Below are 16,899 nucleotides of genomic sequence, written 5' to 3'. Positions count from 1 at the left end.
CACCTGCACCAACTTCTGCGACTCGCTTCCGTCAACCTGTCTGAAAACTTGACCTGTATAAAAGTACATCATTGGTGTGACCAGTTTGGCGACATATCCTGCGGCAAGCCCACTGTATGGGCTGGATAGAGCCACTGGAATGGATGCCTACTCAAACAGGATGGGTTGTCATAGCGCAGGGGAAGGGCAATCGGGTGCCTTCCACCGGCTTGTCGAAGCGCCAGTTCACCACCACAGGCGTCGGCGGCAACACGAAGCAGCTTGAACGGTTGAAAATGACAATTACTGCCTGATTAGGCAGGATGTGGGCTGATGTCGAGCTGATATCAAGCCTGACGATTAACGGATTGACGCAAGACCGACACTGGATAGTCAGAGATAATGGCAGCTTTGCAGATCATTCCGTCCCTCAAACCCGCTCAGCGGGTGCTGTGGGCTAGGAATTCATAAGGGATGCCATGACCAATCAGCAGTCTCTGATCAATTTCGGCTTCAAGTTCGGCAGAAGCGGAGCGCATGACTCCCGCACCATGATGTTGCCGGAGTTGCGCCGGCTTTTCGCCAGCACGCTGTCCAGCGATAGCCGCCCGCAGTATCGTGAGCAAATCACGGAGCTGAACTGCCTGGACAAGCCCACCAGTCGAGCGCGCAAGCTAACGGCTGAGCACCTGGTTGATCTCTATGGCCTGTCGCCCGATATCCCACTGTTTCGCGTTTTTCGCCAGCTTTGGGATGTTCGCGTAGAGGCGCAGCCTTTGCTCGCGCTCCAACTCGCTGCAGCTCGTGATCCGCTGTTCCGCGTGTCTGTTCCGCTGATGTTGGAGCTACAGCCTGGTGAGCCTCTGCGGCGGGAACAAACTGAGGCGGCATTGGCTGCTCAAGATCCCAATCGATTCAGTCCCGCGTCGCTCAAGTCATATGCGCAGAACATCAACGGCAGCTGGACTCAAGCCGGGTTTCTCCGTGGGCGTGTCAAGAAGAGTAGGGCGCAGCCACAGGTAACCGAGGTGAACGTCGCCTATGCCCTGTTTCAGGCCTACCTCAACGGTTTGAGCGGGCAGCGCCTGTTTTCCAGTGAGTGGTGCAAGCTGCTGGATTGTCGATTTGAACGCCTGACAGAGCTTGCACGTACGGCGTCCTTGCGTGGGCTGATCACATTCAAACAATCGGGTGAAGTCATTGAAATTGGGTTCCCCGACTTCCTCACCGCTACTGAGAAGGCCTGGCTCTATGAGTAGTCGCCTCAATAAGCTCATCAAAAACTACGCTCGCCATATCGGCCTGCCTTGGCAAGCGGGGCTGGCAGATGAGCAGCGCGTTCTATTTGCCGTTTATCACAAGGAAGACGAGCTCAAGCTGCGTGCGCGAATCGAAGAATTCAAAGTGGCCACGGAAGGCGCAGGCCACCCCTGGCTGGCGCTGGATATCACCAATGCATTTCCCGAGTGGATGGCTGCAGAAGAGTACCGGGATGCCTATTTCACTGACCCCAGCGATCTGATCGGTAACTACCCCGATTTCATTCAGGACCTTCTAGATCGACTGGAGCAGCAGCTGGGTGACCAAGCTAACGAGAACACCCTCGTAGCGCTGATTGGCAGCGGTGCCTTGTTTGGTTTCGGCTCAGTCGCGGGCTTCGTCAAAGCGCTCTCTGCACATGTGCCCGGTAGGATGCTGGTGCTCTTTCCTGGCGAGTACATCGACAACACCTATCGCTTATTGGACGCCCGTGACGGCTGGGGTTACCACGCCACGCCGTTGACGGCTGACAACTGACTGTTTTGCTTAAGGGACTGAAATGCTTAACCGCGAAATCTACCTGAACGATCCGCTGGAAAACCGCCTGGCCAACAACGGGGTCGCCGAAGTGAAGGACGATCTGTCCGAGCAGGCGCTCAACACCCTTCGTTATGAGCTCAAGACGTTCGTCTGTGAAGGTGAGTACCAGGCTGGTATGGACAAGATCCTGTCCACCTACCTGCGCAACCTGGGCAGCAATCATGAGCAGCCGGGTGTATGGATCAGCGGCTTCTTCGGTTCGGGTAAGTCGCACATGGCCAAGATGCTGCGCACCCTGTGGGTCGACCAGGCTTTCCCGGACGGCCTTACTGCGCGCCATATTGCCAACCTGCCGCAGAACGTTGCAGACGCATTCAAAGAGCTGAGCATTCAGTCGCGTCGCTATGGAGGCCTGCATGCTGCATCCGGCACGCTCGGTGCTGGTGCGAACAACAATGTGCGCCTCGCACTGTTGGGCATCATCTTCAAGTCGGCGGGCCTGCCGGAGCAGTACCACCAGGCTCGTTTTGTCCTCTGGCTGAAAGAGCAAGGCTACTTCGATGCCGTTAAACAGACAGTAGCAGATGCCGGCAAACCCTGGGAGCGTGAGCTGAGCAAGCTGTACGTCTCGCCATTAATTGCTAATGCCTTGCTCGCGGCCTACCCAGATATGGCCAATGACGCTCAGGGCGTGCATCAACTGCTCAAAGGTCAATTCCCGACAGTCACCGATGTGACCAACGATCAAATGGTTCAGGCCATTGCAGATGCTCTGGACCGTGACGGCCAGTTCCCGCTAACTCTGGTCGTGCTCGACGAAGTCCAGCAATACGTGGGTAACGATGTAGACCGTGCACACATGATCCAGGAGGTCGTTGAGACCTGCTGTAAACACTCGGCTTTCGGTAATCGTCTGTTGTTCATTGCGACCGGCCAGAATGCGCTGTCCGGTATGCCAAATTTGATGCGCCTGATGGGCCGTTTCCAGATTCCTATCATGCTTAGCGACACCGATGTGGAGTCGGTCATTCGTAAGGTCATTCTGCAGAAGGTCGAGAGCGCTCGTGCCGGGCTGCAGGCGCTTCTGACCAAGCACCTGGGCGAAATCTCTCGTCATCTGCGGGGCACCAAGGTGGAGTATCACCAAGATGACGAGAAGGTTATGCTGGCCGACTACCCGCTATTGCCTGTGCGTCGCCGCTTCTGGGAGAAGGTGCTGCGTATTGTCGATACCACCGGCACTGTTTCGCAGCTGCGTAACCAGCTCAAAGTCATCCATGAGGCCGCCAAGGCCACGGCCGAAAAAGAGTTAGGCAATATCGTCCCCGGCGACTTTATCTACCAGCAGATCGCGCCCAATCTGTTGCAGACCGGCGTCATCTCTAAGGAGGACTACGAGCGCATTGCCGAGCTGTCCGCTGGTAATGACGACCAGCAACTGCAGTCGCGTCTGCTCTCGCTGATTCTGCTAATTGGCAAGCTGCCGACAGACTCGATTGCCGACTGTGGTGTACGCGCCACCGCCGACATGCTGGCCGACCTTCTGATAGACAACCTCAACCAGGGCAAAGACGAGCTGCGCGCGCGCATCCCCGTTCAACTGGAGGCCATGGCCAAGAATGGTCAACTGATGGCCATGGAGACCAGTGCCGGTGTCGAGTACCGCCTACAAACCCAAGAAAGCGCCCAGTGGTACGACACCTTCCGCCAGCAGGAGGCCGACCTGCGCGGCAACATGCAGCGTGTTGAGAACTTCCGGATCGACCTGCTGCACAAGCAGATCAAGTCCGAACTGGCCAAGGTCCGTGTAACCCAAGGCGTGTGCAAAGAAAACCGCCAGGTAATCGCCTGCTTCGATGCAGAAGTGCCCAAAGATGCCAACCAGAAAATCTACCTCTGGGTACAGGATGGCTGGAGCCTGAACGAATCATCCTTTCTGGCTGAGGCGCGTAAAGCCAACCCGGATCTGCCGACGCTTTACCTCTATATCCTGGCGCGAAACCGTTCCGAGTTGAACAACGCCATCATCCACCAGGAAGCCGCTGATGCGACCCTGAGCCTGCGCGGCATGCCCAATACCGAAGCGGGCAATGATGCTCGTAAGGCCATGGAAACCCGTCAGCGCGATGCACAGAAGCAGGTCGACCAGCTTCTTAAGGAAATCCTTTCGGGTGTGCAAGTGCTGCAAGCCGGCGGTGCGGAAGTCGACGGCAATAGTATTGCCGAGCGCATTCAAACTGCCGCTCAAGCTTCCGTGGTACGCCTGTACCGCGAATTCGATATGGCCGACAGTCCGCATTGGGCCAAGGTCTACGACCGTGCCCGTAAAGACGGTGGTCAGAACGCCCTGGAAGCTGTGGGTTTCAGTGGCGATACCGAAAAGCACCCGGTATGTGCCTCGCTCCTGCGTTACATCGGCCCCTCCAAGAAAGGCAACGAGATCCGCGATCAGTTTGCTGCAGCCCCCTACGGCTGGCAGCAGGACACTATCGATGGTGCGTTGTTCGCCCTGGTTGCAGCAGGTGTACTGCGTGCGACCGATGCCAGCGGTAATGCGCTGACGGCACAAAGCCTGGAACGTCAGAAACTCACCCAGAGCACCTTCCGTCCGGAGACGGTGACAATTCGCCCTGTGGATCTGATCAAGATTCGTGGCCTGATCAGCTCATTGGGTATCGACTGTCCGCCTGGTGAAGAGCAGGCCCGTTTGCCTGCACTGATCAACCTGGCTCGCGAGCTGCACCATGCGGCAGGCGGTGAGGCGCCGGCGCCTGCGCGTCCGGACGCCAGCTTGATTGATGATATCGCCAAGGAAAGTGGCAATACCCAGCTCAAGTTGGTGCTGGATAACAAGGATGCCATCAAGCCGCTGCTTGACACCTGGCGCAGCCTGGGCGAGCAGCTGCGTTCTCGCCGCAGTGATTGGGACCTGCTGCAAGCCCTACTGCGGCTCAGCAAGGGGCTGGCCTTCGGTGAGAAGCTCAGTGGCGAAGTGGATGCCATCAAGAGCAATCGCAGCCTATTGGCCGAGCCCAATCCGCTCGAGAGCCTGATCAGCACCACTGTCAGCCAGTTGCGTGAGGCGATCAACCACCACTTCCGCGCCTTCCAAACCGAATACCAAAAGCGTCAGGCAGAGCTGGCGGCTGATAGTCACTGGCAGCAGCTCTCCGCTGCTCAGCAGAGTGAGCTGCTTACTCGCCGCGGCCTGATTGTGCCTGAAGGACTTCACCTCGGCAGCCGCGAAGAAGTCATCGATAGTCTGGAAACCACCAGCCTGGAACAATGGACTGATCGCAAAGATAGCCTGGCTGCCAAGTTTGAAAGCGCCCGCCAGGAAGCGGTCAAGCTGCTGCAACCCAAGGTTCAGCATGTCAGCTTGCCCAAGCGCACCTTCGAAAACGAAGCGCAGCTACGCCAATGGTTGACGGAAATCGAGGCTCAGCTGCTGGCCAAGCTGGCGGAAGGCCCCGTGATGGTCTGATTACACCCGCAGCATAGTGGCCTGTAGGGTGGGTTAGCCGCAGCGCGGCCTAACCCACCCAAGCGGTGTCAATAAAGTCGAATAAATGATTACTTGGCTTGCTGGTTGGTAGGGCAGGCCGACTGAATACCCCAGCACTGGCTGTGGCAAGGACGTACCCATGCGCGAGTTCCTCGACAAAAAGCTTCGCAAGCAACTGGAAACCACCGTCATCAAGGCGCGCGATATCGCCGAGCAGGCCGCGCAAGAGGCGCTCACCCGACTCAGCGTTGGCGATGCTAGCCCGGCCAGTTACCTGGATGACGAGCAGCGGGCGCTGCGCAACCGACTACGTGCCCATGGTCGCCAGCTGGGGGATCTGCGAGATGCCCGTACCGGCCAGCAGGAAACTCAGCGCCTTTGTGTGGAGATTGCCTACGAGCATTGGCACCGCATGCTGTTCGCGCGCTTCCTGGAGCAGAACCATCTGCTGATGTATGACCCGCATACCGCACTTACCCTGGAAGAGTGCCAGGAGCTGGCGGCGGATGAAGGTTGCGCCAATGGCTGGGAGCTGGCCGGCAAGCTGGCATCACGCATGCTGCCCCAAGTTTTTCGTGCCGACTCACCCGCGTTGGCGGTGCCCCTGGCCTTTAACCACGTACGTGCGTTGGAAAAGCTGATTGCCGACCTGGACAAAGCCACCTTCCAGGCGGCCGATAGCTTGGGCTGGGTCTACCAATACTGGCAGGCCAAGAAAAAGGATGAAGTGAACGCCTCGGGCGTGAAGATCGGTGCCGACGAGTTGTCGCCTGTAACCCAGCTGTTCACCGAGCCCTACATGGTGCAGTTCCTGCTGGATAACAGCCTGGGGGCCTGGTGGGTGACCCACTACCCGCATCACCGTGATCTGCTGCCACTCACCTACCTGCGCACGGTGCCGGCATCTGCCGAAGATGATTCGACCGCAGATGCACAGGTGCCCGCCGCAGGCACTTTCGACGGTTGGCCGCAAAACCTGACGCAATTCAAGATGCTGGATCCGTGCTGCGGCTCGGGCCATTTCCTCGTAGCCACCTTGTTGATGCTGGTGCCGATGCGTATAGCTGCCGAAGGCCTGTCAGCAGATCAAGCCATTGATGCGGTTATCAGCCAGAACCTCCATGGTTTGGAGCTGGATCAGCGTTGTGTCGAGCTGGCAGCATTTGCGGTGGCTCTAGAAGCTTGGCGTTATCCAGGTGCCGGGGGGTACCGCAATCTGCCGACGCTCAATATCGCTTGTGTGGGACAGCGGATTCAGACGCCGCGTGAGCAGTGGCTGGCATTGGCCGGCGATAACCCTGAGCTCAAAGCCGGCATGGCACGCCTTTACGACACCTTCCGTGATGCGCCGATTCTCGGCTCTCTGATTGATCCTACTCGCAGTCTGAAAGGTGACTTGCTTACGGCTGATTGGAGCCAAGTGCAGCCTCTTCTGAGCAAGGCGCTTTCAGTCGGAGACGTAGGTGAGGGCGACCTGAAAGAGGCGGCTATTGCAGCTCAAGGGTTGGCTAGAGCTGCAGAGTTACTCGGGCATCGCTATCAATTAGTGATTACTAACGTACCCTATTTAGCACGTGGTAAGCAGTGCGAGACTCTTAGGGCGTTCTGTGAAAGCAACTATGAACTCGCCAAGAACGATCTGGCTAATGTGTTTCTTGAACGCTGCTTAGAACTGGCTTCAGTCAACGGGGCGGTGCAGATAGTCATGCCTCAAAATTGGCTGTTCCTTGGGAGCTATAAAAAACAGCGTGAGAACCTGCTTAAGACTGTGCGTTGGAGCCTTTTGTCCTTGCTTGGGGCAAAGGGATTTCAAACACCAATGTGGGATTTTAATGTACAGCTACTTACTTTAGTCAAGCTGGTACCAGATGGCGATTCCGTTTTAAGGGGGGTTGATGTTAGCTCGCTCAAGTCGGCAGAGGAGAAAGCGAAATGCTTAGAAATAGCCGAGATACTAGCCGTGAAGCAGAATCTGCAGCTTAAAAATCCTGATGCTCGTGTTTCCTTGCTTGCAGCATCGGAGAGCAGTCTTCTTCAGAACTTTGCAATGGCATTGGCTGGTATTAACACGGGTGACTATCCTCGGTGGGGTAGGCGATTTTGGGAAGTAATAGACAGGGGCAATGATTGGGAGCTCCAGCAAAGCACTTCAAATGGCAAAGGCGTCGATCAAGGTTTAACTCAGGCAGTGCGTTGGTGTAAGGGGCGTGGAGACTACTTAGAGTATATTAAAAGTTTGGATGGGCGATTGGGTGGGTCTTGGCGGCGTGGTGTTGATGTTTGGGGAAGGCCTGGAGTGGCCGTCAGTCAGATGAGTAGCCTCCCTGTTGCTCGTTATGCTGGCTATGCCTTTGATAGCAATGTTTCAGCTTTGGTGCCGAAGGATGAAAATGACCTGGCTGCCGTATATGCTTTTTGTTCATCAAGTGATTTTTATGATTCAGTCCGTCGTATTGATCAAAAAGTTAACGTAACTAATGCAACTTTTCTAAAAGTTCCATTTGATGCTTCGTATTGGCGGGAGGTCGCAGGTAGGCTTTACCCCGACGGCCTGCCCAAACCGTATTCAAACGATCCCATCCAATGGGTCTTCCATGGCCACCCTGAGCCTGCTAGTGAACCGCTGCATGTAGCAGTTGCTCGCTTGCTTGGCTATCAGTGGCCCGCTGAGTCGGATGCCGCGATGGCACTCTCCGATGAGGCCCGAGTCTTTATCAAACGCAGTGCTGAGTTGAATCTCCTGGCTGACGATGACGGTATTGTTTGCTTGTCACCGCTGCGCGGTGAGAAAGCCGCTGCTGAGCGACTTGAGCTCCTGCTGCATGCGGCATTTGGTGTGAATTGGACGCCGCAGTGTCGCAATCAGCTTTTGGAGCAGGTCGGAGCGAAAAGTCTGGATGCGTGGCTGCGTGACAAGTTCTTCGAGCAGCACTGTAGATTGTTTCTTCATAGTCCCTTTATCTGGCAAGTCTGGGATGGCCTCAAAGACGGCTTTAGCGCCCTGGTCAACTATCATAAGCTCGACCGCAACAACCTGGAGCGGCTGATCTATACCTACCTTGATACCTGGATCAGCAACCAGCAGCGCGCTGCTAGTGAGAAGGTAGACGGCGCCGATACCCGCCTGGCTGCAGCACAAGATCTAAAAGCCCGCTTGGTTCGTATCCTTGAAGGCGAAGCTCCTTACGACATCTTCGTACGGTGGAAGCCACTGGAGCAGCAGCCAATTGGCTGGAATCCTGACCTCAACGACGGTGTGCGCCTCAACATCCGCCCCTTTATGACCGCCGAAGTTCTGCGCCACAACAAAAAGCCCAAGCTCAACATCGAGTGGAAAAAAGACCGCGGCAACGACGTCCCCAGTGCCCCCTGGTACACCCTGGGCCTTGAGTACGGCGAAAAAGAAGGCGCCCGCATCAACGACCATCACCTGTCCTTGGCCGAGAAAAAATTGGCTAAACGATAGAAGCTTTGAGTATTAATATTTAAAAAGGAGTTTTCATGGCTTGGCAAATAGTAGCGGCAGCAGTGGGTGGACTCGCAGTCGGAGTTTGGGGCTGGGTTAAACGCGACAAAGTCGTTGCAGCCTGGGACTCATTAGTGATTGCTCTGAGGGGCAAGAAAGTCACTGTTCTTGGGGCAAGAGGATCGGGTAAAACCACTCTGTTAACTTTCTTGTCTAAAGGCGAGTTGCCCAAAGGCAACGCTCAAACGACATCAGCAAAGCGTGTTGCTGCCAATCGTTTAAAGTTAAAAGATTTGCAGCTTGACCTGAAAGAAACTAAGGACCTTCCTGGTGGTGAAGCAGCCATACAGCAGTGGAAAGAGCTGCATGATGCATCAGATTTTGTTATCTATTTGATTAAAGCCCATGAAATGGATGTGGGGCGAGTAGAATATGACCTCAAATTGATAAATGAGTGGCAGGAAAAACATAAAAGCAAACCACGACTGCTAGTTGTTGCTACTCACATGGACCTAGATAAAGGATTCGTTATGCTCAAGGAGAATGAGCAAGGAGATTTCCATGATCGATTTGTCGGTAAGCTTCAGCGTTGCTTTAGTAGCTTCAAGACCATGCCAAGCCTATATCTGGGCGGCTTAAATAATCAGTCAAATACTGATGATTTGGTGATTAAAATTATTGGCTGGATGCACGATGCCTAAGGTTTTGGCGGTATTCGCTCAGGCACTAGATAATCACTCGGATGATCACGTGTTCATGGAGGGGCGGCATCTCCCGAGTAGAGCAGCTGCAGAGCGACAGCAAGCATCTAACTTAATATCAACTGTGACCAGTGAAGGTGACAAAGTCTTTGAGTCTGAAGGCGTTGAACTGTTCTGTAGTGGCCCTTTGTGCGTGATTGAGATTGTTTCAGAAGAGCTAGATGCTGCTGGTCGTCTCGCTCCGATATCCGTTTGTATAGATCTGGCAGGAGCTGATCAGATTGCAGATGTGGTTCGGCAGTTAACAAAAATCTCTCATTCTATAGATCGCACTATAAGTTCTGCGTACTTAGATGTCGTCAGTCAGGCTTTAACTGAAGAGCAAAAAAAAAAGCGACCCATGGGATGCCTCTTTCCATTCCTGTAACCACTGCGGCTCCACTAGTTGATGATGATTATTTTAAAGGGTTGAGAGAAATGAGTGAAAGTGAATTTCCTGCTTTTCATGGTGCGCGTCGTGCGATAGTGGTTTTGAAGAAAAATGATATCCGCCTTGTTAGAAATGACCCAACCTTTGAAGGTCGAGAGTTTCTTTATGATGACGAGGCATTCGTACTTGAGTATCCGCCAAGCGAGGATTATTTAGGCCAGTCTAAAGCATTAGAGAATATCGTTTATTCAGATCTGGTGCGACCAGGAGCAGTTCTGGTTCAGAGTCCATATGAGAAAGATTCATATGTCGAGCTTGAGCGAGCCGCTGAGGTTTTTGCGATTGAGAAGGTTCACCATTTCTCAAGATTGTGCCAACTGTTGGGCGCGACCTTTGTCGAGACAGAGCAGGTTGAGATAAAGCGAGAAGGTGAGTCTTCTATTTACGGAGCTAAAGGTAATATTGGTCCTGTTAAAGGTGACGTTAAGATTACTGCAACTGCTGACCAAAGCCTTACGCGTAAGTTTATTGTCACCACAACAATGGACGGGCGTGAGGCTGATATAGATGCTGCAGAACGATTTCTAAGGAGTAAGAACCTTCTGGGCGATCGTATCATGCGGAGTCTTATTGAGCAGCGAGCTGATTCGACCAATCCGATTCGTGAGCAGAGGGTTACACTTAGTCTTTCGAACGAGACCAAAAGTACCCTTGGGGTTGTCGGGAAGCTAAATTTGCCAAGTAAATTTGGTGTGTCCGCTGAGTATAAGAACGTTGCGACTCGAAATGAGGAGTACTCTCTCACTTTGCTTGTGAAATTCGAGTCGTGAAATCCATTTGGAGCTAGGGATGAGCAAAAAAATTAGTGGTGCCGAGTATCCGCTGTCAAAAATATTTAGCTCTGAATTCGATTATGTCATCCCACCTTATCAGCGCCCTTATGCTTGGACAAAAGATCAGGCGGGTGAGCTATTTGATGATCTCTATGATTTTTTTAGGAATGAGGTCGAGGACAGCTACTTTCTAGGATCGATTGTTCTTATTAAGGATGAGGGTAAGCCCGCAGCTGAGGTTATTGATGGGCAGCAGCGTTTAACAACCCTAACGATTTTGCTCTCAAGTCTGACGTCCCTTTTGTCTGGGGACAACCATACATCCTTTTATAGCTTTATTCGTGAACCGGGTAACGTGGCGTTGAAGCTGAATCCAAAACCGCGTTTAGCCTTGAGAGAAAAAGATCGAGAATTTTTCGCTCAGTATGTTCAGGGGTTGCGATTTGCTGATCTGGTGCAGATTGATCCTGCGCAACTTGCGAATGAGTCGCAGCGAAACATTCAGGGTAATGCTCGCCTGTTGATCGAGCGGATTCAGGAAAAATTTCGAGGTGATGAGGCCGTTTTGGTCGACTTCGGCTCATTTCTGTTGATGCGCTGCTTTCTGGTTACTGTCACCACCCCAAGTCAACAGTCGGCCTTCAGGGTCTTCTCTGTTTTGAACAACCGAGGCTTGGATCTTCTACCGACAGATATCATTAAAGCGGAAGTTATCGGCAAGCTTCCGGAAGACAAGCGTGAAGCTTTCAACGACCGCTGGGAAGACCTTGAGGTTGCGACCGGCCGCGATGGCTTTAACGAGCTTTTTGGTCATATTCGGATGATCTATGCTCGCTTTAAGGCTCGGCGCATGCTGCTTGAGGAGTTCAAGGATCACGTGCTGAGTCAGGTGACGTCCTCTGAGGCTTTGGTCGATGAGGTGGTTGCGCCCTACGCAGAGGCCTATTTGATCGCCAAACAGTGCCAGTACGTCTCGACTTCATCGGCAGAAAAAATTAACGAGCTGTTCACGTGGCTGAACAGAATTGACAACTCAGACTGGTTACCCGTGGCGATTGCCTTCCTAGCCCGACAAGGCAACGATGCCGCGGCTGTGTTGGACTTCATTTCTCGGCTTGAACGCCTAGCAGCCTTCCTGCACCTGACCGCCAAGAATGTGAACCAGCGTATCGAGCGTTATGCCCTGGTCATCGAGGACATTCTGAAAGGGGTTTACGTTGACCGAGTCGAGCTAACGCCAGGTGAGTGCGCTGAGATGTTGCGAGCTCTGGATGGGAACGTCTATGAGATGACCGCCCGGCGTCGCAACTATTTGATCCTGCGCCTGGACTCATTTGTCTCCGCGATGGCGGCGAACTACACGCCGAATGTCCTGACAATTGAGCACATCCTGCCTCAAACTGTTGATCCTTCTAGCGAGTGGGCAACCACTTGGCCAGACGCCGTTATGCGGATGACATGGTTGCATCGCTTGGCGAACCTGGTGCCTCTGACGCGTGCCCGAAATTCCAAGGCCTTGAACTATGACTTTGCCAAGAAAAAGTCCGCGTATTTTGCCGGTAGCAGTGGCGTAACGCCGTATGCTTTGACGAGCCAAGTGTTGCACCAGCATGAGTGGACACCTGCGCAGGTTGAAGCTCGCCAGAAGGATCTTTTGAAAGCGCTTTCTGCCAGCTGGCGTTTGGCGTAGCGATTCAGGCACTTTCTGTTTTTGATTGTGAGCAAATTGATGACCGTACTTGAGGCTTTGGCTGCGAGCCTTCGTGCTGCAGCGCAGTACAACGCCAGTTCCCAGGTTGCACCGACAGCGATCCTTTGGCCTGACAAGGATCGAGAGTGGTTGCCTGTACTTGGTCGACTCCAAAGTGCGCTTCCAGAGCTTTTTTCGCTCGGGAGGTACAAGCCCGATCACCGGCAAGGCCCGGCCATATGGCTCAAGTGTGTAATCGCAGATGCGTTGCCTGAGATTTCCCTCCCGGTTGCCCAGACCCCGATCATCTATTTACCAGGGGTAAGCCGGCAGGATTTGCGGGCGATCACTGCATGCCCTGTGGAGCTGCAGCCCTTGGCCGAGTTGCAGTATCGCGGCGTGCTGTGGAGCCAGGTGAACGCCAAGGACTGGACCGTCAATGCGTATTTGATTTCTCGCGCTGGTGGCTTGGTGCTGGATGTTGCTCAGGACGCCAAAACCCAGACAGCAATGCTGCGTGCGCTTGAGCCATTGCTCGATACTGATGTTTCACAACTCCATGGGCGACGACTGGAGGCCAGTGACTTCAACCAGCTTCTCAGTACTGACAGCGTACGAGATGTGCTGATGTGGCTCAGCGACAGCAAGGGTGTGCAGGCCAGTTGGGCAGGGCCCCGTTGGGATGCCTTTGTCGGCATCTGCCATAGCGAATTTTTGGTCAACCCAGAAAAAGATGGCGATCTAGTCGCGGCAGAGAATCTCTGCGCCCGGTTGGGGCCATGGGTGCGTGTCTGGGAACGGTTCATTGAGAACACCGCTGCTTTTTCAAGGCTGCCTAGTGTCTTGATGCGGTGTCAGCCAGATTTGGCAGCGGATGTTTCGACCTATCCGAGCTATAACCAGCAGCAGGAAAACGATCTGTTGGCGCAGCTGCGTTCGCTTTCCACTTGCGGTAGCAACGAGCTGCGTAAGGGGCTGATTGATCTTGATGTCCACCATGGCGTTCGTCGGTCATGGGTGTGGGCGGAAATGGGTTCGGCTCCTATCGCCCAGTTGCTCGAACCGCTGGTACTGATTGCTAAAACAGTTGGAGATAGTGGTCTTTCCGGTACCTCTCCCGAGGAAATGGCCGAGCATTATCGGAGCCATTACTGGGTCGTTGACGATGCTCAACTCCGGGCCCTGGCGATGGCCCGAGAACCGTCAATGCAATTGTTGGTGAGGGATATCCTCAACAGCCTGTATACGCCCTGGCTGCACGAGACGGCGCTAAACTTCCAGCAGCTGGTGAGAGCGAAAGGCTATCCGGGGAGCGACGGCGTGAATGAAGCTGTTGCCACCTATCAAACCTCCAGTGAAGTCGTTTTCTTTGTCGATGGGCTGCGCTATGACGTGGCGCAGCGTTTGGTCGGTCGCCTGCAAAGCTTGGGAAAGGTTCGACAGCAATCAAACTGGGCAGCGCTGCCTTCCGTGACGGCCACGGCCAAAGCTGCCGTCATGCCGATTCATCAGCAGGTAACGGGACGCCAAACCGATACCGACTTCCAGCCTAGCTTGAAGAGTGAAGACAAGCCGCTGAGCGCTTATTACTTCCGAAAGTTAATGGAGGAGGGCGGTTGGCAGGTCCTGGGGGCTGAGGAGAATGGTGATCCTCAAGGATTGGCCTGGGTGCAGACCGGCAATATCGATGAAGCAGGCCACACAGACAATCTGCGTCTGGCAGGCCGGATTGATGCTCTGCTGCAGGACGTATACCTGCGCATTGAGGAGCTACTGCAGGCCGGCTGGCGAAAAATCCGTATCGTCACGGATCACGGTTGGCTTTTGACGCCACAGCCAATGGCTAAAGTTGATCTACCCAAGCACCTTGCAGAGGTGCGCTGGGCTCGCTGTGCTGAAATCAAAGGCACCGTTCAAACCAATCTGCCAACCGTCAATTGGCACTGGAATCCGGAGCAAACCATTGCCGTTGCACCTGGAGCCAGTGCCTTCCTTGCTGGGCGTCACTATGATCACGGCGGCTTGAGCCTGCAGGAGTGTTTGACGCCGATCATCGAAGTGCTCAGTACATCTGCGCCGTCGATGAAGCTAAGTGCTGCGGCTATCACAAAGGTGCAGTGGTTGGGCTTGACCTGTCGTGTTGAGGTGCAAAGCAGTTCTACCGATCTGGTTGTCGATCTGCGCAGCAGCCCTGCAGATCCGACAACCTCGCTTGTGCGCACTAAAAACCTCAAGGGGGGCAAGTGCAGCCTGCCGGTGGAGGACGATGATCGGGAGGGAGATGCAGTTGTGGTAGTAGTGCTGGACAGCGCTGGGAACGTGCTCGCTAAGCAGGCGACCTTGGTTGGAGATGAAGCGTGATCGAATTGGATACTCTTGACTCGAAAGCTGCGGCAGCCTTTGAGGGATATATCGTCCGCAAGGATCTGGTCAGAACCTTTGCCAGGCAATTCCCTGTGCCGACCTATGTTGTCGAGTTTTTGTTGGGTCGATACTGCGCCAGCACCGATCCCGATGAGATCGAAGAGGGTATCGAAATCGTAGAACGTCAGCTTTCCTCCCGGACCGTAAAGGCCGGCGAGGAGGAGCTGTTCAAGGCACGTGCATACAAGAACGGCACGGTGAAGTTGATTGATCTTGTAAGTGCGCGCTTTAGCCAGAAAGACAACGGTTATCTCGCAAGCCTGCCCAGCGTGCAGCTCACAAACGTTCGTATCGCAGATAAGTTAGTGGACGATAACGAGCGCCTGCTCACGGGTGGTTTCTATGCGGAAATCACGTTGGAATACGATCCCGCGATAGCGGAGGAGCGCGGTAATCCTTTTGGCGTGCAGGATCTGCGGCCCATTCAACTTTCGAAGCGCGACGTGCTCGACACCCTTGGCGAGGCGCGAAAAACATTCAGCAGTGAGGAGTGGAAGGACTTTCTGCTGAGGTCCATCGGCCTTGAACCTGAGAGGTTAGATGCCCGAGCCAAGGATGCGCTCCTGCTTCGTATGGTTCCGTTCGTTGAGCGGAACTACAACCTGGTAGAGCTGGGTCCCCGCGGTACGGGTAAAAGCCATCTGTTTCAGCAGGTCTCCCCCTATGCGCATCTGATCTCTGGCGGCAAGGCCACCATTGCCAAGATGTTCGTCAATAACGCCAGCGGCCAGAGAGGCCTGGTGTGCCAATACGACGTGGTCTGCTTTGACGAGATCAGTGGCATTTCCTTCGACTCGAAGGAAGGCATCAACATCATGAAAGGGTATATGGAGTCCGGCGAATTCAGCCGCGGCAAGGAGAGTATCCGTGCCGATGGTTCGCTGGTTTTCGTGGGAAATTTCGATGTAGACGTTGAGCACCAGCAGCGAGTGGGGCATCTGTTTGGGCCGCTGCCTCAGGAAATGCGTGATGACACCGCCTGGATGGATCGGATTCACTGCTTCCTACCTGGCTGGGATGTGCCCAAGATGAATCGAGAGCTGACCACCGATCATTTCGGGCTAGTGAGTGATTTTTTCTCGGAGTGCCTGAGCCGTCTCCGCTACGAAAGTAGGGTCAGTGCGCTGCAAAACCGAGTCCATCTGGGCGGCGCTTTGAGCGGCCGAGATACCAATGCGGTGAACAAGACGGCGTCCGGACTTCTCAAGCTGCTCTATCCCGACTCATCTCAGACGGTTGCAGATGAAGACCTGGAGTGGGCAACGCGGCTCGCTCTTGAGGTGCGCCGACGGGTCAAAGAGCAGCAGAAGCGTATCGGCTCTGCTGAGTTTCGAAACACCCACTTCAGCTACTTCATCGGTGATGACGGCGTTGAGAAATTCGTTGCAACCCCTGAGCTGCGTGCGGATAACGAGATTGGTGACGACCCCCTCGAGCCTGGCCAGATCTGGACAATCAGCGAGGGTGGGGCGGAGATCGATGATAACGCGGGGCTTTACCGGATTGAGGTCAACGAAGGGCCAGGTTCTGGAGTGAAGATCCTCAACAATCCAGTGCCGCCAGCCTTCAAGGAGTCGGTGCGTTACGCCGAGCAAAATCTCTACGCTCGTGCCTCCCAGCTGATTGGTGACCGCGATCCTCGCGCGCATGAATTCACTGTTCAGTTGCGAGCTTTCGACGCCGCCAAGCGCGGCTCTAAGCTCGGCGTGGCCGCGCTTATCGCGATGTGCAGCAGTCTGCTGAAGAAGTCTGTTCGGGGCGGCTTGATTGTGGTGGGTGAGATCAACCTGGGTGGGTCCATCGAGCCGGTGCTTAACCCGGTGAGCATCGCCGAATTGGCGGTGGAGAAGGGGGCTAGTGCGCTGCTGATGCCGGTCACTTGCCGCCGCCAGCTCTATGATCTGTCTGATGATATGGCGACGAAGATCGACATTCAGTTTTATCAGGATGCTAGGGACGCGTTTTTAAAGGCGATTGTTGAGTAGATTCAACTCAATAACGGCAATCCGTTCCCGGAGCCGCCGTAATCGGACATTCCAGTGCTCTGCCTCTCGGCATTCAGGTGGCAAAA

General features: G+C 54.5%; 10 protein-coding genes. All 10 read left to right on the top strand.

The annotated features are described in order from the left end of the window. Positions 1-458 precede the first annotated feature (458 nt). The 10 genes from NA619_RS00655 (at position 459) to brxL (ending at position 16,813) form a co-directional block, all read left to right on the top strand. Positions 459-1,238, top strand: coding sequence for a hypothetical protein (locus tag NA619_RS00655; RefSeq protein WP_255958983.1), 780 nt, complete (start codon positions 459-461; stop codon positions 1,236-1,238). After that, positions 1,231-1,776, top strand: a complete 546-nt coding sequence (locus NA619_RS00650) for a DUF1788 domain-containing protein (protein ID WP_255958982.1) — start codon at positions 1,231-1,233, stop codon at positions 1,774-1,776. Before NA619_RS00655 ends, NA619_RS00650 begins: the two co-directional genes overlap by 8 nt. A gap of 22 nt (positions 1,777-1,798) precedes the next feature. Continuing rightward, positions 1,799-5,263 (top strand): BREX system P-loop protein BrxC, encoded by a 3,465-nt coding sequence (gene brxC / locus NA619_RS00645; RefSeq protein ID WP_255958979.1) that lies wholly within the window; start codon positions 1,799-1,801, stop codon positions 5,261-5,263. 160 nt (positions 5,264-5,423) lie between these two features. Beyond that, positions 5,424-8,750, top strand: coding sequence for a BREX-1 system adenine-specific DNA-methyltransferase PglX (locus tag NA619_RS00640; RefSeq protein WP_255958978.1), 3,327 nt, complete (start codon positions 5,424-5,426; stop codon positions 8,748-8,750). A gap of 35 nt (positions 8,751-8,785) precedes the next feature. After that, positions 8,786-9,451 (top strand): GTPase domain-containing protein, encoded by a 666-nt coding sequence (locus NA619_RS00635; RefSeq protein WP_255958977.1) that lies wholly within the window; start codon positions 8,786-8,788, stop codon positions 9,449-9,451. Beyond that, positions 9,444-9,878: a hypothetical protein gene (locus NA619_RS00630; protein ID WP_255958975.1), complete on the top strand. Its 435-nt coding sequence runs from the start codon at positions 9,444-9,446 to the stop codon at positions 9,876-9,878. The genes NA619_RS00635 and NA619_RS00630 overlap by 8 nt, the downstream gene beginning before the upstream one ends. Beyond that, entirely contained in the window at positions 9,857-10,711 is an 855-nt protein-coding gene (locus NA619_RS00625) for a hypothetical protein (protein ID WP_255958973.1), read from the top strand. The genes NA619_RS00630 and NA619_RS00625 overlap by 22 nt, the downstream gene beginning before the upstream one ends. A 19-nt stretch (positions 10,712-10,730) precedes the next feature. Beyond that, entirely contained in the window at positions 10,731-12,404 is a 1,674-nt protein-coding gene (locus tag NA619_RS00620; protein WP_255958971.1) for a DUF262 domain-containing protein, read from the top strand. A 39-nt stretch (positions 12,405-12,443) separates the two neighbouring features. Continuing rightward, positions 12,444-14,765, top strand: coding sequence for a BREX-1 system phosphatase PglZ type B (gene pglZ / locus NA619_RS00615; protein ID WP_255958968.1), 2,322 nt, complete (start codon positions 12,444-12,446; stop codon positions 14,763-14,765). Further along, positions 14,762-16,813, top strand: a complete 2,052-nt coding sequence (gene brxL, locus NA619_RS00610) for a protease Lon-related BREX system protein BrxL (RefSeq protein ID WP_255958967.1) — start codon at positions 14,762-14,764, stop codon at positions 16,811-16,813. Before pglZ ends, brxL begins: the two co-directional genes overlap by 4 nt. Positions 16,814-16,899: the final 86 nt, after the last annotated feature.

The sequence above is a fragment of the Stutzerimonas stutzeri genome (assembly GCF_024448895.1).
Classification (GTDB): Bacteria; Pseudomonadota; Gammaproteobacteria; order Pseudomonadales; family Pseudomonadaceae; genus Stutzerimonas; species Stutzerimonas stutzeri_Q.
This window is presented reverse-complemented; position numbering and strand designations above follow the sequence as displayed.